This window comes from Actinosynnema pretiosum (assembly GCF_024171695.1).
Classification (GTDB): Bacteria; Actinomycetota; Actinomycetes; order Mycobacteriales; family Pseudonocardiaceae; genus Actinosynnema; species Actinosynnema pretiosum.
Map to the genome: position 1 here is coordinate 418,970 of NZ_JAMTCF010000004.1, position 18,487 is coordinate 437,456.

Annotated in this window: 12 protein-coding genes; 6 read left to right on the forward strand and 6 right to left on the reverse strand. The window is 74.8% G+C overall.

Annotated elements, in window-relative coordinates; genetic code table 11:
- Window positions 1-42: 42 nt before the first annotated feature.
- The 3 genes from LV78_RS11000 (at window position 43) to LV78_RS11010 (ending at window position 6,379) form a co-directional block, all read left to right on the forward strand.
- A complete protein-coding gene (locus LV78_RS11000) occupies window positions 43-2,892 on the forward strand; it encodes a helix-turn-helix transcriptional regulator (protein WP_253844764.1) in 2,850 nt (949 codons plus the stop codon).
- 218 nt (window positions 2,893-3,110) lie between these two features.
- Complete coding sequence (locus LV78_RS11005) at window positions 3,111-3,863, forward strand: ABC transporter ATP-binding protein (protein WP_253844766.1); 753 nt, start codon at window positions 3,111-3,113, stop codon at window positions 3,861-3,863.
- Entirely contained in the window at window positions 3,863-6,379 is a 2,517-nt protein-coding gene (locus tag LV78_RS11010) for an ABC transporter permease (RefSeq protein WP_253844767.1), read from the forward strand. The genes LV78_RS11005 and LV78_RS11010 overlap by 1 nt, the downstream gene beginning before the upstream one ends.
- A gap of 561 nt (window positions 6,380-6,940) precedes the next feature.
- On the opposite strand, the gene LV78_RS11015 is transcribed toward LV78_RS11010, so the two are convergent.
- The 3 genes from LV78_RS11015 to LV78_RS11025 form a co-directional block, all read right to left on the reverse strand.
- Window positions 6,941-7,927 (reverse strand): LacI family DNA-binding transcriptional regulator, encoded by a 987-nt coding sequence (locus LV78_RS11015; RefSeq protein ID WP_253844769.1) that lies wholly within the window; start codon window positions 7,925-7,927, stop codon window positions 6,941-6,943.
- A 561-nt stretch (window positions 7,928-8,488) separates the two neighbouring features.
- Window positions 8,489-9,625 carry a GNAT family N-acetyltransferase gene (locus LV78_RS11020; RefSeq protein WP_253844770.1) on the reverse strand — a complete coding sequence of 379 codons (1,137 nt, stop codon included), beginning with the start codon at window positions 9,623-9,625 and terminating at the stop codon, window positions 8,489-8,491.
- Between the two features lie 222 nt (window positions 9,626-9,847).
- A complete protein-coding gene (locus LV78_RS11025; protein ID WP_253844772.1) occupies window positions 9,848-10,243 on the reverse strand; it encodes a hypothetical protein in 396 nt (131 codons plus the stop codon).
- Between the two features lie 467 nt (window positions 10,244-10,710).
- Here LV78_RS11025 and LV78_RS11030 point away from each other — a divergent pair, with 467 nt between their 5' ends.
- On the forward strand, window positions 10,711-11,718 hold the full coding sequence (locus tag LV78_RS11030; RefSeq protein WP_253844774.1) for an AraC family transcriptional regulator: 1,008 nt from the start codon (window positions 10,711-10,713) through the stop codon (window positions 11,716-11,718).
- Here LV78_RS11030 and LV78_RS11035 read toward each other — a convergent pair.
- From LV78_RS11035 to LV78_RS11045, 3 genes are read right to left on the reverse strand one after another with little or no spacing between them, the layout of a single operon-like run.
- Window positions 11,709-13,763: a 3-hydroxyacyl-CoA dehydrogenase NAD-binding domain-containing protein gene (locus LV78_RS11035; RefSeq protein ID WP_253844776.1), complete on the reverse strand. Its 2,055-nt coding sequence runs from the start codon at window positions 13,761-13,763 to the stop codon at window positions 11,709-11,711. The genes LV78_RS11030 and LV78_RS11035 overlap by 10 nt on opposite strands.
- A gap of 1 nt (window position 13,764) precedes the next feature.
- Window positions 13,765-14,967, reverse strand: a complete 1,203-nt coding sequence (locus LV78_RS11040) for an acetyl-CoA C-acetyltransferase (protein WP_253844778.1) — start codon at window positions 14,965-14,967, stop codon at window positions 13,765-13,767.
- 60 nt (window positions 14,968-15,027) lie between these two features.
- Entirely contained in the window at window positions 15,028-15,561 is a 534-nt protein-coding gene (locus LV78_RS11045) for a GNAT family N-acetyltransferase (protein WP_253844780.1), read from the reverse strand.
- 108 nt (window positions 15,562-15,669) lie between these two features.
- On the opposite strand from LV78_RS11045, the gene LV78_RS11050 reads away from it, so the two are divergent.
- Both LV78_RS11050 and LV78_RS11055 read left to right on the forward strand, forming a co-directional pair.
- Complete coding sequence (locus LV78_RS11050) at window positions 15,670-16,815, forward strand: acyl-CoA dehydrogenase family protein (RefSeq protein WP_253844782.1); 1,146 nt, start codon at window positions 15,670-15,672, stop codon at window positions 16,813-16,815.
- Window positions 16,815-17,936, forward strand: coding sequence for a CaiB/BaiF CoA transferase family protein (locus tag LV78_RS11055; RefSeq protein WP_253844784.1), 1,122 nt, complete (start codon window positions 16,815-16,817; stop codon window positions 17,934-17,936). Before LV78_RS11050 ends, LV78_RS11055 begins: the two co-directional genes overlap by 1 nt.
- The last annotated feature ends 551 nt before the right edge of the window (window positions 17,937-18,487 follow it).

The window sequence follows — 18,487 nt, forward strand, 5'->3', positions numbered from 1 at the left end:
AAGCTCACGTCGATGCCAAGTCAGGTGTGCGACCATGCAGCCGTGGCACGTCTCGGTTCCGGAATTCCCCTGGTGGCGCGCGTTCGGGAGCTCACGGGCCTGCGGACAGCGCTCCAGGACGCGGTGCTCGGCAGGCCTGGGGCGGTGCTCGTCTCGGGTGAGGCCGGGGTGGGCAAGTCTCGGGTGGTCGACGAGTTGGGGCGGGCTGCCGGTGGTGCGCTGGTGCTCGGTGGGCGGTGCCTTGACGTTCGTGAGACCGGGGTGCCCTATTCGCCGTTCAACGAGGTTGTCGAGCGGGTTCGGGACGAGGGGTTGCTCGACCTTGGGGCGCGGCCCGCGTTGCGGTGGTTGCTGCCCGAGGTGAGCGCTGGGCCCGTGGGGGGTGTCGAGCCGCACGGGGTTCGGTTGCCTGGGCGGCGGGGGGAGCAGGACGTTGGGCAGTTGCGGCTGTTCGACGCGGTTCTGGCGCTGCTCACCGAGCTCTCGGTGCGGCGGCCGGTGTTGTTGGTGCTGGAGGACTTGCACCTCGCGGACGCTTCTACCCGTGCCCTGCTGGTTTTCCTGCTGTCGCGGTTGCGGGATCAGCGGTTGCTCGTCGTGACCACGCACCGGTCCGACGACTTGCGGCGGGATCACCCGTTGCGGGCGGTGCTCGCCGAGTTGTCGCGGTTGCCGTTGGTGCGGCGGTTGGATTTGGCGCCGTTGAGCGCCATCGACACGCGGGGGTTCGTGGCGGCGCTGGACGCCGGGTTGTCGGACGAGCTGGTGCTGCGGGTGGCCGAGCGGGCCGAGGGGAATCCGTTCCTGGCCGAGGAGTTGGCCGCCGATCCGCACACGCGCGGGGAGGCGTCGCTGGCTCGGGTTTCCCTGCTCGGGGCCTGCGCCGCGCGGGTGGTTCGGGTGGTCGCCGTCGCCGGGCGGGCGGTGCGGGTGGCGGAGTTGGCGGCGTTCACCGGCGAGGGGGAGCTGGGGGGCGCGCTGCGCGAAGCGGTTCGGCACGGGGTGCTGGTCGAGCGGGGCGGGGCCTATCGGTTCCGGCACGCGTTGGCCCGTGAGGCCGTGCTCGCTGATCTGCTGCCTGGGGAGCGGGTGCGGTTGCACGCTGCGTTCGCCGAGTTGTTGGGCGGTGTGGTGGGGCGCGGGGTCGCCGGTGCGGTCGCTCATCACGCGTTGGCTTCCGGGGATTCGGTGCTGGCGTTGGCCTCGTCGGTTCGGGCTGCGGGGGAGGCTGCGGCTTGTGGGGCGCCCGCCGAGGCGTTGCGGCACCGGGAGGTCGCGCTGCGGTTGTGGAGCAGCGCGGTGCGGACGCCCGGTGGGGTGAGCGAGGCGGAGTTGTTGCGGCAGGCCTCGTGGGCCGCTGGGGCCAGTGGGCTTCCGGAGCGGGCGGTGGCGCTGGCACGTGCGGGCGCGGAGTTGGCGGGTGGCGCCTCGCCCGAGGTCGGGGCTGGGCTGTGGTTGCGGCTGGCTCGGGCCCTGGGGGAGTTGGCGGACTCGGACGGTGAGCGCGAGGCCGCCGTCGAGCAGGCCTGGTTGTTGTTGCGGGACCGGCCCGCGTGCGTCGAGCGGGCCGAGGTGCTGGCGGGGTGGGCCGCCGCGCTGCACGAGGGGGGCAAGCGGGCCGAGGCCGCCGAGCGGGCCGAGCAGGCCGTGGTGGACGGGCGGGCCTCCGGGGCCTGGGCTGCGGTCGCGGACGCGCTCACCACGCTGGCGGTGCTGGACGCGGAGGACGGGCTGGGGGAGTCGGCCTTGCGCAGGCACCTGGAGGCCGTGGAGCACGCGCGCGCCGGGGGTGCGGTCGGGGCCGAGCTGCGGGCGCGGCGGGCGTTGGGGCGGTTCCACCACGACGTCGGGCGGCCGGGGCTCGCGGTGGAGGCGTTCGACGACGGGGTGCGCCGGGCTGAGGAGACCGGGGTCGCGTGGAGCGCGCTCGGGGTCGAGCTGCGGGCCTGGCAGGTGGTGACCCGGCACCGGGCCGGGGACTGGGTCGGCGCGGCCGGGGCCGCAGGCGAGGCGGGGGCCTGGGGGTCGGAGCGGTTGGCCGCCGCGCGGGCCCGGTTGCTGGTGGGGCGCGGGGAGTTCGAGGCGGCCGAGCGGGAGCTGGGCGGGGTCCGGTGGTCGCGGGACGCGTGGACGGCCGAGGTCGCGGGCGCTGCGGACGTGGAGCTGCTGTTGTGGCGCGGGCAGCCCGACTCCGCGGTGGAGCGGGTCGGCGAGGCGCTGGAGGTCTCCGGGGAACCGGTCCGGTTGGTCGCGCTGGGGGTCGCGGCGTGGGCGGAGCTGGCCGGGCGCGGGCGGCGGCGGCGGGACCGGGACGCCGAGGAGCGCGCGGTGGCCGAGGGGCGGGCGCTGGCCGAGCGGGGCAGGGCTGTGCGGGGTGGGGGCGCGGACGCGGCTGCCTGGTCGGCTCGGGTGGACGCCGAGGAGGACCGGCTCGTCGGGGGGATCGCCACCGGGCCGTGGCTGGCGGCGGCGGAGCTGTTCGGGGACGCGCACGAGCAGGCGGTGTGCCGGTGGCGGGCGGCGGAGACCGCGTTGGCGCACGGGCAGCGGGAGCAGGCCGCGTCGCTGCTGAAGGCGGCGGACACGGCGGCCGAGCTGCTCGGCGCGCGACCGCTGCGCGACGCGGTGCGGCAGACCGCGCGGCGCGGGCGGGTGGTGCTGCGGGGCGAGGTGCCCGGTGGGCAGGTCGACCCGTTCACGCCGCGCGAGCGGTCGGTGCTGGCGCTGGTGGCGCTGGGGCGCACCAACCGCGAGGTCGGCGAGGAGCTGGTGATCAGCGAGAAGACGGTGAGCGTGCACCTCACCCGGATCATGGCCAAGCTCGGCGCGGGCAGGCGCGGCGAGGCGGTCGCGATCGCGTTCGAGCGGGGGCTGCTGGACGTCACGGGGTAGCCGGTGCCCCTGCGGGATGAGCCCGGCCGCTCCCCGGTCATCCCGCAGGTGGACCGCCGTCCCCACCAGGGGGCTGATCGAGCACCCGCCGCCGAGCCGACGCCCGCGCACACCGCGTCGCCATAGCGTTCTCCCCGTCAGCCAGAAGCACGGCGGGAACGCGGGACGCGGCCAGCGGATCCGGCCCACCGGCGCCCCAGACCCCAGGGAGCACAACCATGTCCGCAGTCGTGTCCGACGTCGGAACCCGGACCGCCGTGGAGGCGACCGGACTGGTCAAGGTGTACGGCAAGGGCGACACCGCCGTGCACGCGCTGGCCGGGGTCACCGTCGCCTTCGAGGCGGGCCGGTTCACCGCGATCATGGGACCCTCGGGCTCGGGCAAGTCCACCCTCATGCACTGCTTGGCGGGCCTGGACGACTCGGACGGCGGCCAGGTGCGCATCGGCGGCACCGAGATCACCGGCCTCGGCGACAAGGACCTCACCAAGCTCCGCAGGGACCGGGTCGGGTTCGTCTTCCAGTCGTTCAACCTGCTGCCCACGCTCACGGCGGAGCAGAACATCCTGCTCGGCCTGGAGCTGGCGGGCCGCAAGCCCGACCGGGAGTGGTTCGACACCATCGTCGAGGTGCTCGGCCTGCGCGACCGCCTCAAGCACAAGCCGACCGAGCTGTCCGGCGGCCAGCAGCAGCGCGTGGCCTGCGCCCGCGCCCTGGTCGCCCGGCCCGACGTGGTGTTCGCCGACGAGCCCACCGGCAACCTGGACTCCCGCTCCGGCGCCGAGGTCTTGGACTTCCTGCGCATGTCGGTCCGCAAGCTCGGCCAGACCGTCATCATGGTGACGCACGACCCGGTCGCCGCCTCCTACGCGGACCGCGTCGTGCTGCTGGCCGACGGCCACCTCGCGGGCGACATCACCGCCCCCACCGCCGACAGCGTCCTCGCGGCCCTGAAGAACCTGGGGGCCTGATGCTGCGCACGATCATCGCGGGCCTGCGGGCCCGCACCGCGCGGCTCGTGCTCTCCTCGATCGCCATCGCGCTCGGCGTCGCCTTCGTCACCGGCACCCTCGTGCTCGGCGACGCCATCGACGCCAGCACCCGCGAGGAGTACGCCAAGAGCTCCCGCAACGTCGCGGTGTCCGTCAAGATCAACGGGGACGCCTCCGAGCTGACCAGCGTCCCGGCGTCCGCGCTGGCCGAGGTCAGGGCCGTGCCCGGCGTGAGCGGAGCGGACAGCCGCTCCACGGTCTGGGCCGCCCTCGTGGACAGCAGGGGCAAGGCCCGCGAGGCCCGCGTGCAGTCCGTGGCCACCACGCCCGAGCTGCGCGAGTTCGACCTCGCCGACGGCCGCTTCCCGCAGTCCGCGAACGAGATCGCGCTCGACGAGCGCGGCGTCAAGTCCACCGGACTGACCATCGGCAGCACCACCAAGCTGATGAGCCAGGAGTCCGGCGACCACGAGCTGACCGTCGTGGGCACCTACCGGCAGTCCAGCAACCCGATGTCCCTCGGCTACGGCGAGCAGGGCGTGGTCACGCCCGAGCTGATGGCGAAGCTCGGCGACGAGCCGTTCACCACCGAGGTCGTCGCGCTCGCCGCGCCCGGCAGCGACCACGCCCAGCTGCGCGACGCCGTCGCCACCGCGCTCGGCGGCGAGTACCGGGTGCGCACCGGCGCCCAGGCCGAGGCCGACACCATGGAGCAGTTGGCGAAGCAGGGCATCAACTTCACCCTGCCGCTGCTGGTGTTCGCGGCCATCTCGCTGGTCGTGGCCTCCATGGTCATCTACAACACGTTCACCATCCTGGTCGCCCAGCGCACCAAGGAGCTGGCGCTGCTGCGCTGCGTCGGCGCCAACCGCTCGCAGGTGTTCCGCAGCGTGCTCGCCGAGGCGCTGGTGATGGGCCTGGTCGCCTCGGTGCTCGGCCTCGGCGCCGGGCTCGGCGTCGCGGCCCTGCTCCAGCGGGGCATCGACGCGCTCGGCGCGGGCGGCGCGGCAGGCGTGCAGACGCCGATCACCTGGACCACCGTGCTCGCCGCGTTCGCGGTCGGCGTGCTGGTCACCGTGCTCGCCGCCGCCCTGCCCGCCCGCAAGGCCACCCGCGTCGCGCCGATCGCCGCGCTGCGCAACCAGATCGACAGCGGCGACGACGTGCGCCGCGCGGGCAAGCTGCGCATCGCCTCGGCCGCGCTGCTCGTCGTGGCGGGCGCGGGCGTGCTGGTCGTCGGGCAGCGCTCCGAGCAGCTGGAGATGTCCATGTTCGCCAGCGCGGCGGGCGCGATGCTGCTGCTGGCCGCCGTGCTGCTGCTCGGGCCGCTGCTGGTCGGGCCGGTCAACAAGCTGCTCGGGATCGTGCCCGGCCTGCTGTTCGGGGTGCCCGCGAAGCTCGCCGTCGGCAACGCCGAGCGCAACCCGCGCCGCACCGCCGCCACCACCGCCGCGCTCATCGTCGGCGTGTCCATCGTGGTCTCGGTGACCGTCGTCGGCGGGTCCGTGCGGGAGACCGCGACCCAGCGGCTCGACGAGCAGTACCCGGCCGACTTCACCGTCAACTCCTCGATCTACGGCAGGCAGCTGCCCGTCGAGCTGGCCGACCGGCTCGGCGAGGTGCCGCAGGTCGCGCAGGCCGAGCCCACCGCCGAGGTGTACGCCGAGAACGGGTACTTCATCGGCGTGCGGCGCAGCGCGCTCGGCGCCGTGGTGCTGCCCGAGGTCGTCGAGGGATCGCTCGACGCGCTGGGCGACGGCGACCTCGCCGTCACCGACGAGTACGCCAAGTCCGCGGGCATCAAGATCGGCGACCGGGTGAAGGTCGGGGACGTCGAGAAGCGCGACAAGGCCGAGCTGGAGGTCGTCGCCGTCATCACCGGGCGGCAGATCGGCTACGGCCTGACCACCCTGGGCACCGCCGAGTCGGTCAACTCCGAGCAGCCCGGCCACAGCAACGTCATGGTCAAGCTGAAGGAGGGCGTGAGCACCGCCGACGGGCGGGCCGCGCTGGAGAAGGTCACCGACACCTCGCCGCTGGCCGTGATCAGCTCGGCCGCCGAGACCAGGGACCTGATCAACTCCCAGGTCAACCAGATGCTCGGGTTCGTGTGGGCGCTGATCGGGCTGGCCGTGGTGATCGCGCTGTTCGGCATCGCCAACACGCTCGCGCTGTCCGTGCTGGAGCGCACCAGGGAGACCGCGCTGCTGCGGGCGCTCGGGCTCACCAAGGGGCAGCTGCGGCTGATGCTGGTGGTCGAGTCGGTGCTCATGGCGCTGATGGGGGCCACGATCGGGCTGGTGCTCGGCGTCGGCGTCGGCTGGGCGCTGACCAGCTCGTTCGGCGGCGAGGGCATCGACATCGTGCTGGACGTCCCGGTGGGGCAGATCGGCGTGATGCTGGTCGCGGCGGTGGTGGCCGCGGTGATCGCCGCCGCGATGCCCGCCCGGCGGGCGGCGCGCACCTCGATCGTGTCGGGGATGGCGGAGGAGTAGGCCGCACGAGCTTGGCGCGGTGCGGGGGCTCGGGGGCCCGCGCACCGCGCCGGGGCAAGGGGAGAACGGGGCGGGGCCGGACCTTCTGGTGCGGCCCCGCCCCGTTTTTTGAAGATTTTTTGTCCCGGCGCGTCCCGTTCTGGGCGATGTGCCCTCAGAACAGGTGCGGGTCGGCCCGAGCGAGGGCCGGGCCGACCCGCCCAGCGCCCGAATAGGGCGCTGGGCATCTTTGCGCGGGCCGCAGGGCCCGGTGCCCGAACGCCGTGGCGCGTGGTGCCGTGGCGCGCGCCATTCCTTCCCCCGGCCGGGCCGCGCGCTCGTCCCGCCCAGCGCCCGAACAGGGCGCTGGGCATCTTTGCGCGGGCCGCAAGGCCCGGTGCCTGATTCGCGCGGGCCGCAGGGCCCGGTGCCCGAACGCCGTGGCGCGTGGTGCCGTGGCGCGCGCCATCCCGTCCCCCGGCCGGGCCGCGCCCTCGCCCCCCGGCGGCTCCGCCCTCATCCCACCGGAATCCGGAAGCGCCCGCCCCCCCGTCCTCGGGCGGACCCGCGTCCGCCACGCCCCTAAGCCGACTCGCGGCGCACGAGCTCGGTCGGGAGCACCTGGCGCTTCGAGCGGACCTGCTCGCCGCTGAGCAGGCGCAGCAGGTGCGCCACCATGTGCGACACCTGGTTGCCGGTGTCCTGGCGGACGGTCGTGAGCGCGGGCGTGGTGTGCGGCGCTATGGACGGGTGGTCGTCGAAGCCCACCACCGCGACGTCCTGCGGCACCCGCCTGCCCGCCTCGCGCAGGGCGTCCAGCGCGCCCGCCGCCATCAGGTCGCTCGCCACGAACACCGCGTCCAGGTCGGGCGCCCGCTCCAGCAGCGCCGTCATGGCCCGCTTCCCGCCCTCGCGGGAGAAGCCGCCGTCCTCGGTGAGCAGCGCGGTCCGCTCGTCGTCCGCGCCCAGCGCGCGCCGCCACCCGGCCAGCCGGTCGGCGGCGGCCAGCTCGTCCAGCGGGCCGGTCACCGAGGCGATCGTCTTGCGCCCCAACGACATCAGGTGCCTGGTCGCCAGCTCGCCACCACCGGTGTTGTCGTGGTCGACCGAGTTCAGCCCGCGCAGCGAGCCCCACGGCCTCCCCGCGTACACCACGGGCAGCGGCAGCTTGCGGGCCAGCGCGAGCAGCCGGTCGCCCTTGTGCGGGGCGAACACGAGCGCGCCGTCCACGTGGCCGCCCTGCAGGAAGCGCTGCGCCCGGTCCTGGTCCTGCGGCGAGTGCGCGAGCATCAGGACCATCTGCACGTCCGCGTCGGCGAGCGCGCGGGCGGCGGCCCTGGTGAGCCAGGCGAAGTGCGGGTCGTCGAAGATCTTGGGCTCGGGCTCGGAGAACACCACGGCGACCGCGCCGCTGCGCCGCGTCACGAGCGCCCGAGCGGCCTGGTTGGGCTGGTAGCCGAGGTCCCGCGCCGCCGCCGTGACCGCCTCCTGCGCCTCGGGACTCACCCTCGGGGACGCGTTGAGCACCCGCGACGCCGTCGCACGGGAGACACCCGCTCGCGCTGCCACGTCCTCCAACGTGGGGCGGGCGTTCACGTGCGACTGGACGGACACCGGCACCACTCCCGGACGCTGTTCGGCGAAAACATCAGCTTAGCCGGACAACACCCGCCCGGGAGCGCTCCCGGGCAACGCCGGACGGGTGGTGGCGCAGCCTGGAACCGGTGGGGTGGAGGCCCTGCGGGGCTGCGGGGCGGTCGTGCGCCCGAAGGCGGGGCTGGGGGCGGGGCGCTGTCTGGCGGGGCGCTGTCGGGCGGGTGTGCGCCCGGAGGCTGGGCCTGCCGGTCGCGGACCCGAGGCCGGGGCTGGTCGCGCGGTGCCGCCGGGTCGTCGCGGGTCTCGCGCCGCGTCCGGTCGCGTGGCGCCGCGAACCGCGCGTCGCACCCGGCCCCGTGGGGCCACCGGCGTCCCGCTCGCGCGTCCCAGGGGGGAGAGGGTTGCCGCGCCCGCAGGCTTCCCAGCGCCCGTCGGCCGCGCGGACCCGCGTCGTGCTCGCGGGTCGTCCCGCGCCGCCCCTCCGCCGGGTCGTGCTCGCCCGCCGCGCCGTCGCCGCGTTCCGCCGCGCCGCCCTCACGCCGTCCGCGTCCGCCGCACCGCCTCCGCCGCGCCCCGCCCCGGCAGCGCGCCGCGCTCACCGGCCGACGCGAGCCCCGTGCCCGCGTCCCCGTCCGCCACCGACCCGCGTCCCTCCACCGACCCGCGCACCGCGATCGACACCCGCACCGCCCCGTCCTCGCGCCGCGTCGAGAACGCCAGCCCGGCCCGCTCCGCCGCCCGCTGGAAACCCGTCTCCTCCGGCAGGCACCACGCCACCAGCTCCCGGTGCCCGTCCGCCCGCGCGGCCCGCGCCAGCTGGACCAGCAGCGCCGCCCCGATCCCGCGCCGCTGCCACTCGTCCTCCACCAGCACCGACACCTCGGCCACCTCGGGCGCGGACGTCCGGATCAGCTGGCCGATCGCCACCACCCGGTCCGCGCACTGCGCCACCAGCGCCGTCCCCCTCGGCGGGGCCAGCAGCCGGTGCAGCCAGCGGCGCGGCAGCGCGCTCACGCCCGCGTGGTACCTGGCGAACAGCGACCGCTTCGAGCACCGCCCGTGCAGCGCGGCCACCGCGCCCTCGTCCGAGGGCTGCCCCGCCCGGATCACCACGGCCATCCCGTCGCCGGTCACCGTCCCGGTGGGCGCGCTCGCCCCGGTCGCGCCCACCAGCTCGGCCAGCGCCCGCGCCCTGGTCAGCTCCACCTCGGTGAACGGCGTCCACGCCCGCCTGGCGACCACGGTCACCCCGTCCGACGCCAGCAGGTGCGCGGTGTTCCCGTCCTCGGCGGGCGGCTCGGCCAGCGCCCGCACCCAGTCCGCGCCGAGCACCGACCGCAGCGCCTCGGCCAGCGCGGCCGGGTCGGTCATGGCGGCGGAGGCGGCGCGCAGGGCGGCGGCGGGCCCGTCGACCAGGTCGCGCACGTCGGCGCGGGTGATCCCGACCGCGCGGGCCCCCTCGGCGCGGATCTCCTCCACCAGGTCGGCGGGCAGCACGCCCGGCCCGGTGGTCACCACCAGCTCGTCCACCACGCCGCCGGGCACCGGGATCGCCGACAGGGCCAGCACGTTGCAGTCGCGCGCGGCGAGCCTGATGGTCACCCGCGCCAGGGCGCCGGGGCTGTCGGGCAGCTCGAACCGCAGCCGCCAGGTCTTCGGTGTGGGGTTCATCGCCCCAGGGTTTCGCGGCCACGTTGCCACCGGGGGACGGTGGCGTTTCCGCCTGCGACCACCGACCCCGGCTGGGCCACGCCGACCGCCGCGTCGGGCGGTGGTCCGGTCCCCGACGGCCTCGTCCGACCCGCGCGCCGGTTCACACCACCCGTTCGCCGGAACCGCCGCGTTCACACTCACCGCGACCACCCGTCACCGGGCGTCACCGGACCCGTCGGGTCAGTCCTTGCAGTGGTCCGGCGGGAACAGGTTCAGCGGGCCGCACTCCCAGCCCTTGGTGGTGGTCGTCGTCGTGGTCGTCGGCTGCTCGGCCTTCGGCGGCTCCTCCGACTTCGGGGGCTCCTCGACCTGCGGCGGCGCCTGCTCCTGGGTCTTGGTGGTCGTCTTCGTCGTCGTGGTGGTGGTCGTGCTGGTCACCACCGAGGACGAGGGCGCGGAGCTGCTGCTCGACGGCGCCTCGGACGAGCTGGGCGGGGTCGACGACACCCCGGTCGACCAGGTCGCCGAGGGGATTCCGCTCTCGGTCTCGTCCCCGCTGACGTACACGCCGATGAGGACGCCCGCCAGCGCCGAAGTGGCCAGCGCCAGGCCACCCGCAGCCCACACCACCCGCACCCGCAGCCTCCTCGGAGAGATCGCCCGGACGCCCCCGCGCGGGGGTGGGCGGGCTGACAGTACCGCTCGTCGCCGATCGATCCGCACCCCTGTCTCCGCGCCCGGCCCCCGGCGCTTGGGCCATCGGCGCGCACCCCGCTGCGCCGGGCGGTCGCGGACCGTTCAGGCAATCCGGTGGGCCGTTCGGGCTCAACCGCTGGTGCGTCACGCGAAAGCAACGCGGCGGTAACGGAACGTGCTCGGTTGCCGCCGGTCGCCGTATTGACGCCACTGGTCTAGACCAACTATCGTTTTGTGGCGGGAACCACACCAACGTCCCTCGTGGGTGGGCGGGCGGATGCCCCACCGGCGAGGCGCTGAGGACCCCACGACGGGTCCGGGCAACCGGGGTGGCGACGCGGGACCTTCTCTCCCCGACCCCGCGTCGCCGCTCCCCGGCCCCCGCCGGTGCGCCACACTCGGACCCGATGCTCACCAGGACCGTCGCCATCCACTACGTCACCGCGGCCCTGCGCGGCGCGCGCCGGGCGGGCAGGCCCGTCGATCCCCTGCTCGACGCCGCGGGCATCGGCCCCGCCCTGCTCGCCGACACCCGCGCCCGCGTCACCCCCGAGCAGTACACCCGCCTGATCCAGGCCCTCTGGGACGACCTGGACGACGAGTTCATGGGCCTGGCCCCGCGCCGCAGCAAGCGCGGCACGTTCGCCACCATGTGCCTGCTCGCCGTGCACTGCCCGTCGCTGGAGTCCGCGCTGCGCCGGGGGATGGCGTTCTACGACCTGTTCGACGTCGAGCCCGCGCCCGCCCTGCGCGCCGACCCGACCGCCCCCACCGCCCGCCTGGAGCTGGACACCGGGGCGCTGGACGACCCGGACCGCTTCCTGGTCGAGTCGCTCCTGGTGCTGTGGCACCGCTTCTCGTCCTGGCTGATCGGCCGCCGCATCCCGCTGCGCTCGGCCGCGCTCGCCCACCCGGAACCCCCGCACGTCGCCGAGTACCACCTGATCTTCGGCTGCCCGCTGCGGTTCGACGCCGGGATCACCGCGCTGGAGTTCGACACCCGCTTCCTGCGGATGCCGGTCGCCCAGGACGAGGCCGCGCTGCGCCGGTTCCTGCGCAACTCGCCCGCCGAGCTGCTCTCCCGCCGCGACCACGGGGCCGCCACCTCCGGCCAGGTCCGCCGCGAGCTGGGCTCCGGCGCGCCCGGACTGCCCGAGGTGGCCGCCAGGCTCGGGGTGAGCGCCGCGACGCTGCGCCGCAGGCTCACCGCCGAGGGCACCACGTTCCGCGAGGTCCGCGAGCAGCTGCTGCGCGACCAGGCGGTGGCGAGCCTGGTGCGCGGCGGCGAGTCGGTGGAGGAGCTGGCGCTGCGCCTGGGCTTCTCGGAGGCCAGCGCCTTCCACCGGGCGTTCAAGCGCTGGACCGGCAGCAGCCCCGGCGCGTACCGCACCGGGGCCGCCCCGCGCTACCGGTAGTCCTCGCCCGACTTGGCCCGCTCGCGCAGCGACGACGGCGGCCGGAACCGCTCGCCGTAGGTGTCCGCGAGGTAGTCGGCCCGCTCCACGAACGCCGCCAGCCCGTAGGCGTTGGCGAACTGGAGCGTCCCGCCGCTCCACGGCGCGAACCCGAAGCCGAGGACGCTGCCCACGTTGGCGTCGCGCACCGACGTGAGCACCCCCTCGTCCAGGCACCGCACCGTCTCCAGGGTCTGGACGAACAGCAGCCGGTCCTCGACGTCCCGCTCGGTCACCCCGGCGTCCGCGCGCCCGTACCGGGCCAGCCCCGGCCACAGGAACTTCCGCCCGCCCTCCGGGTACTCGTAGAACCCGGCCCCGCCGGACTTGCCGGTCCGCCCCTGCGCGACCAGCTCCTCCACCACCCGCACGCCCGCGCCGCCCGCACCGCTCTCGCCGTCGGCCACCGCCTGGTCGCGGATGCGCAGCTGGAGCGTCAGCGTCACCTCGTCCGACACCGCGAGCGGCCCCACGGCCATCCCGGCGCGCTTGGCGACGTTCTCCACCAGCGCGGGCGCCACGCCCTCGCCGACCATCGCGATGGCCTCGGTGACGTACGAGCCGAACGTGCGCGAGGTGTAGAAGCCCCTGCTGTCGTTGACCACGATCGGCGTCTTGCCGATCTTCAGCACGTAGTCGAACGCGCGCGCCAGCGTCTCGTCCGAGGTCCGCTCGCCCCGGATGATCTCCACCAGGCGCATCTTCGGTACCGGAGAGAAGAAGTGCAGCCCGATGAACCGCTCCGGGTCCGCGACCGCGCCCGCCAGCCCGGTGATCGGCAGCGTCGAGGTGTTGGAGGCGATCACCGCCCCGTCCAGCGCGGCGGACTCGGCGTCCGCGAGCACCCGGTTCTTCAGCTCCCGGTCCTCGAACACGGCCTCGATCACCAGGTCGCACCCGGCGAGGTCGGCGTCCGAGTCGGTGGGCGTGATGCCGGGGACCTCGCCCGCGCCGCGCCGCGCGGCCTCCAGCGAGACGTCCTTGAGCACCACCGGGATGCCCGCCTTCGCGGTCACCTCGGCGATCCCGGCGCCCATCATGCCCGCGCCGAGCACGCCGACCCTCGCCACGGCGGTCCACTCCACAGTGGACGGACGCGACCCGCCCGCAGCGATCTCGTTCAGCTGGAACCAGAACGTGCCGATCATGTTCTTGGCGACCTGCCCGGACACCAGCTCCAGGAAGTACCGGTCCTCCACCACGAGCGCGGTGTCGAAGTCGACCAGCGCGCCCTCCACGGCCGCCGCCAGGATCTTCTCCGGCGCGGGGAACGCGCCCCGCGTCCTCTTGTGCAGCACGGCGGGCGCCGCCGCGAGCACCCCGTACGCCTGCGGGTCGAACGCCCGGAAACCGGGAACGGAGTGCCCCTTGCGGTCCCACGGCTGCACGGGCTCCGGGTTGGCCGCGATCCACGCCCGCGCCTTGGCGACGAGCTCTTCCTTGGAGGAGGCCAGCTCGTCGACGAACCCGGCCTCCAGCGCGCGCTTCGGGCGCAGCTGCCTGCCCTCCATCAGCAGCGGCAGCGCGGCCTGGAGCCCGAGCATCCGCACCATCCTGGTGACCCCGCCGCCGCCGGGCAGCAGCCCCAGCGTCACCTCGGGCAGCCCCAGCTTGATCCGGTCGTCGTCCAGCACCACCCGGTGGTGGCAGGCCAGCGCGATCTCCAGCCCGCCGCCCAGCGCCGCGCCCGCGATCGCGGCCACCACCGGCCTGCCGAGCCTCTCCAGCCTGCGCAGCTGCGCCTTCACGTCCGACACGCCCGCCAGCACCTCGGCGGAGTTCTCCCGCGTCACCGACACCAGCAGGTTCAGGTCCCCGCCCGCGAAGAACGTCTTCTTCGCCGAGGTCAGCACCACGCCGGTGATCTCGTCGCGCTCGGCCTCCAGCCGGTCGACGGCCGCGCCCATCGCCTCCTGGTACTCGGCGTTCATCACGTTCGCCGAGCCCGACATGTCCATGACCAGCGTGACGACGCCCTCGGCGTCCCGCTCGTAGCGGATGGCCATCTCAGACCCTCTCGATGATCGTCGCGATGCCCATGCCGCCGCCCACGCACAGCGTCGCCAGCCCCCGGCTCAGGTCCCGGCGCTCCAGCTCGTCCAGCAGCGTCCCCAGGATCATCGCCCCGGTCGCGCCCAGCGGGTGCCCCAGCGCGATCGCGCCGCCGTTGACGTTGACCTTCTCGTCCGGCACGCCCAGCTCCCGCTGGAACCGCAGCACCACCGACGAGAACGCCTCGTTGACCTCGAACAGGTCGATGTCCTCGACCGTCAGCCCGGCCTTGTCCAGCGCCTTGCGCGCGGCCGGGGCCGGACCGGTCAGCATGATCGTCGGCTCGGTGCCCACCACGGACGCCGCCAGCACCCGCGCCCTCGGCGTGAGCCCCAGCTCCCGGCCGACCCGCTCGCCGCCCAGCAGCACCGCCGCCGCGCCGTCCACGATCTGCGAGGAGTTGCCCGGCGTGTGCACGTGCGAGATCCGCTCGACCTGCGGGTACCGGTCGATCGCCACCAGGTCGTAGCCGAGGTCCCCGTGGAACTGGAAGCTCGGCTTCAGCCCCGCGAGCCCTTCCAACGAGGTCTCCGGCCGGATCGCCTCGTCGTGGTCCAGCACCACCGTGCCGTTGCGGTCCACCACCGGGACCAGCGACTTCTCGAACCAGCCCTTGTCGCGCGCCAGCACCGCCCGCTGGTGCGAGCGCACCGCGAACGCGTCCACGTCCTCCCGGCTGAACCCCTCCAGGGTCGCGATCAGGTCCGCGCTCACCCCCTGCGGCACGAACCGGGTCGCCGCGCTGGTCTCCGGGTCGGCCATCCACGCGCCGCCGTCCGAGCCCATCGGCACCCGCGACATCGACTCGACGCCGCCCGCCACCACCAGGTCCTCGAACCCGGACGCCACCTTCGCCGCCGCCAGGTTCACCGCCTCCAGGCCGGACGCGCAGAACCGGTTGAGCTGCACGCCCGCCGGGCGCACGTCCCAGCCCGCCGCCAGCACCGCCGTGCGGGCGATGTCCCCGCCCTGCTCGCCGACCGGCGACACCACGCCCAGCAGGACGTCGTCCACCGCCGAGGTGTCCAGGTCGTTGCGGGCCGCCAGCGCCGACAGCACCCCGGACACCAGGGAGATCGGCTTCACGCTGTGCAGCGACCCCCGCTTCCCCCTGCCGCGCGGTGTGCGCACCGCGTCGAAGATCAAGGCATCGGTCATGCGACCACCGTAGGCAGCGCGCGGCGCGCGGCCCATGACCGTTCGGGGTGACTTATCAGCTCACCGCTCGGCGCGGTCCGCTGCCGTGGAGGACGCCGTCGCGGGGGAGGGCGCGCCCGCCTGCTCGGGGATGCCGTCGCCGAGCCCGCGCTCCAGGTGCTCGCCCTCGCCGGTGAACCCCATCCGCCGGTACAGCCTGCGCGCGGGCCCGTTGTCCAGGAACACCCGCAGCCGCACCACCGGCCACCCGTGCTCGCCCGCCCACGCCAGCACGTCGCCCACCAGCGCCGCGCCCACCCCGCGCCCGCGCGCCTCCGGCCGCACCCACATGGAGAACAGGTAGAGCACCCCGCTGTCCTCCCAGTGCGGGATCGCGGCCACCAGCCCCACCGAGCCCTCCGCGCCCGCCCCCGCGTCCCGCGCGACGACCCGCACGCCCTGCTCGGGCAGCAGCGAGGTCCGCCAGTCCTGCTCGGTGTACCCGCGCTCCCGCTCCAGCACCGACCCGAACGCGGCCGGGTCGCTGGCCAGCGCGGTCAGCCGGATGTCGCGCCAGGTCCGCCACGAGCCGGGGGTGAGCCTGATCAGTTCCACCGGGGCAGTGTCGCGCACCCCGGTGACAATTGCGCTCACCTAACCGGGCGGCTCGTGGTGCCGCGCGGTCATGGCGGGGCGGCCCGAGCGGTGGCAGCGTCCCAGGTCATGACCGCGCGCCGATCACCGTGGATGACCGAGGACCTCGACCAGCTGCGCTCGCTCGCCAGGACGTTCTTCGCCAAGGAGGCCGTGCCGCACCAGGAGCGGTGGGCGGAGCAGAAGCAGGTCGACCGGGACTTCTGGCTCAAGGCGGGCGAGCTGGGGCTGCTGTGCCTGTCGGTGCCCGAGGAGTACGGCGGTGGCGGCGGCACGTTCGCCCACGAGGCCGTGCTGCTGGAGGAGCAGGCGCGCTCCGGCGACAGCGCGTGGGGCGGCAGCGTGCACAACGGCATCGTCGCCCACTACCTGCTCGCCTACGGCAGCGAGGAGCAGAAGCTGGCCTGGCTGCCCAAGCTCGCCAGCGGCGAGCACGTGGGCGCGATCGCGATGTCCGAGCCGGGGGCCGGGTCGGACCTGCAGGGCATCACCACGCGGGCGCGGCGCGACGGCGACGGGTACGTGCTGACCGGCTCGAAGACGTTCATCTCCAACGGCGCCCAGGCCGACCTGGTGATCGTGGCGGCCAAGACCGACCCGGACAAGGGGGCGGCCGGGATCTCCCTGCTGGTCGTGGAGGCCGCGCGGGCGGAGGGCTTCCGGCGCGGGCGGGTGCTCGACAAGCTCGGGCTCAAGGGGCAGGACACCTCGGAGCTGTTCTTCGATGACGTCCGGCTGCCCGCCTCCGCGCTGCTCGGCGCCGAGGGGCAGGGGTTCGTGCAGCTCATGCAGCAGCTGCCGCAGGAGCGGCTGGTGATCGCGGTGTCGTCGGTCGCGGGCATCGAGGCGGCGCTGGAGCTGACCCTGGACTACGTGAAGCAGCGGTCCGCGTTCGGGCGGGAGCTGATCAAGTTCCAGAACACCCGGTTCACCCTCGCCGAGTGCGCGACCGAGGCCAGGGTGACGCGGGCGTTCGTCGACGAGTGCGTGGAGCTGCACCTGCGCGGTGAGCTGGACGTGCCCACGGCGGCGATGGCCAAGTGGTGGTCGACCGAGCGGTTGTGCCGGGTGGTGGACGAGTGCGTGCAGCTCTTCGGCGGGTACGGGTACATGACCGAGTACCCGATCGCGCGCGCGTGGGCGGACGCGCGGGTGCAGAAGATCTACGGCGGCACCAACGAGATCATGAAGGAAATCATCGCGAGGAGCCTGTGATGGCCGGACCGCTGGCGGGCCTGCGCGTGGTGGAGCTGGCCGGTCTCGCACCGGCCCCGTTCGGGTGCATGGTGCTGGCCGACCTCGGGGCGGACGTGGTGCGCGTGGACCGGATCGGCGCGAGCGCCCTGCCCGGCGACCTGCTGGGGCGCGGCAGGCGCTCGGTGGCGGTGGACCTGCGCTCCCCGGAGGGCGCCGCGCTGGTGCTGGACCTGGTGGAGCGCGCCGACGTGCTCGTCGAGGGCTACCGCCCCGGAGTGACCGAGCGCCTGGGCATCGGCCCCGCTCAGTGCCTGGCCCGCAACCCGCGCCTGGTGTACGGCCGGATGACCGGCTGGGGCCAGACCGGCCCGCTCGCGGAGCGCGCCGGGCACGACATCGACTACATCGCGGTAGCGGGCGCCCTGTCCCCGATCGGCCGAGCTGGCCAGCCGCCGACCGTGCCGCTGAACCTGGTCGGCGACTTCGGCGGCGGAGGGCTGCTGCTGGCCGTGGGCGTGCTCGCGGCACTGCACGAGCGGGACCGGTCGGGGCGCGGGCAGGTCGTGGACGCGGCGATGGTGGACGGGGCGGCGCTGCTGACGACGTTCCTGCACGGGATGCGGCTGAGCGGGGGGTGGCAGGGCGAGCGGGGGCGGAACCTGCTGGACGGGGGAGCGCCGTTCTACGACGTGTACGAGACGGCGGACGGGCGGTACGTGGGCGTGGGGGCGCTGGAGGAGAAGTTCTACGGGGAGCTGGTGGACCTCCTGGGCCTGGTCGACCCGCCCGCCCGCGAGGACCCGGCTTCGTGGCCGGAGCTGCGGGCGCGGATCGCGGAGGCGGTGCGGGGGCGCACGCGCGACGAGTGGGCGGAGCTGGCGGCGGGGCGGGACGCGTGCCTGGCCCCGGTGCTGGACCCCGGTGAGGCTCCGGGGCACCCGCACAACGTGGCGCGGGGGACGTTCGTGGAGGTGGACGGGGTGCCGCAGCCTGCGCCCGCGCCCCGGTTCGGGCGCACACCGGCTGATCGGCCGGGGGGTGTGCCGGGGGTGGGGGAGCACACGGATGAGGTGCTGGCGGAGTTGGGGGTTGGGGTGGAGCGGGTGGCGGAGTTGCGTGCGGCGGGGGTGGTGGGGTGAGGCGGGGCGGGGTGGGCGGGTGATGCTTGGGGGCGCTTCGCGGGCAGGGGTGCTGGGGGCGGGGTGCTCGGAGGCTGGCTTGATCCGGTCTGGCAGACCTGACACGGCATGGCCCGGCCGGGTGCCGCCCGGCCTCGCTCGCACTGACCTGACCCGATGTGGCCCGGCGTCGCCCAGCCCGGTGCGACATGGCAGTGCCCGGCCTCGCTCCCTCTGTTCGGCCTGGCCCGGCCCGGTGTGGCCTGTCCACCTGTCGACGTCGGGTGAACGGCCATTCGTGCGGCGGTCATGTCGGCGTCGAGTGAACGGTCCGTTGTCGAGTGAACGGTCTGTTCGCTTGGGGAGCGTCGACCTGGGGTGAGTCGTCCGTTCGCCCAGGGGCACGTCGACCTTGGGTGAGCGGTCCGTTCGCTCGGAGCTGGTGCGTGGAAGTCAGGTCGGCAGCCGTCGGTCCACGGTCGGTGCGGTGGTCCCTGCCGGTTGAACGGACCGTTCAACCTAGGGCGTGCGGTCCGTTCGCTCGGCTTCAACCTGCCCCACCGGTCCGGTTC

Bases quoted from the DNA above. Each gene is read 5' to 3' on its own strand.
- LV78_RS11005 (WP_253844766.1), top strand. From the start codon at position 3,111: ATGTCCGCAGTCGTGTCCGACGTCGGAACCCGGACCGCCGTGGAGGCG.
- LV78_RS11010 (WP_253844767.1), top strand. From the start codon at position 3,863: ATGCTGCGCACGATCATCGCGGGCCTGCGGGCCCGCACCGCGCGGCTC.
- LV78_RS11020 (WP_253844770.1), bottom strand. From the start codon at position 9,625: ATGAACCCCACACCGAAGACCTGGCGGCTGCGGTTCGAGCTGCCCGAC.
- LV78_RS11030 (WP_253844774.1), top strand. From the start codon at position 10,711: ATGCTCACCAGGACCGTCGCCATCCACTACGTCACCGCGGCCCTGCGC.
- LV78_RS11035 (WP_253844776.1), bottom strand. From the start codon at position 13,763: ATGGCCATCCGCTACGAGCGGGACGCCGAGGGCGTCGTCACGCTGGTC.
- LV78_RS11040 (WP_253844778.1), bottom strand. From the start codon at position 14,967: ATGACCGATGCCTTGATCTTCGACGCGGTGCGCACACCGCGCGGCAGG.
- LV78_RS11050 (WP_253844782.1), top strand. From the start codon at position 15,670: ATGACCGCGCGCCGATCACCGTGGATGACCGAGGACCTCGACCAGCTG.
- LV78_RS11055 (WP_253844784.1), top strand. From the start codon at position 16,815: ATGGCCGGACCGCTGGCGGGCCTGCGCGTGGTGGAGCTGGCCGGTCTC.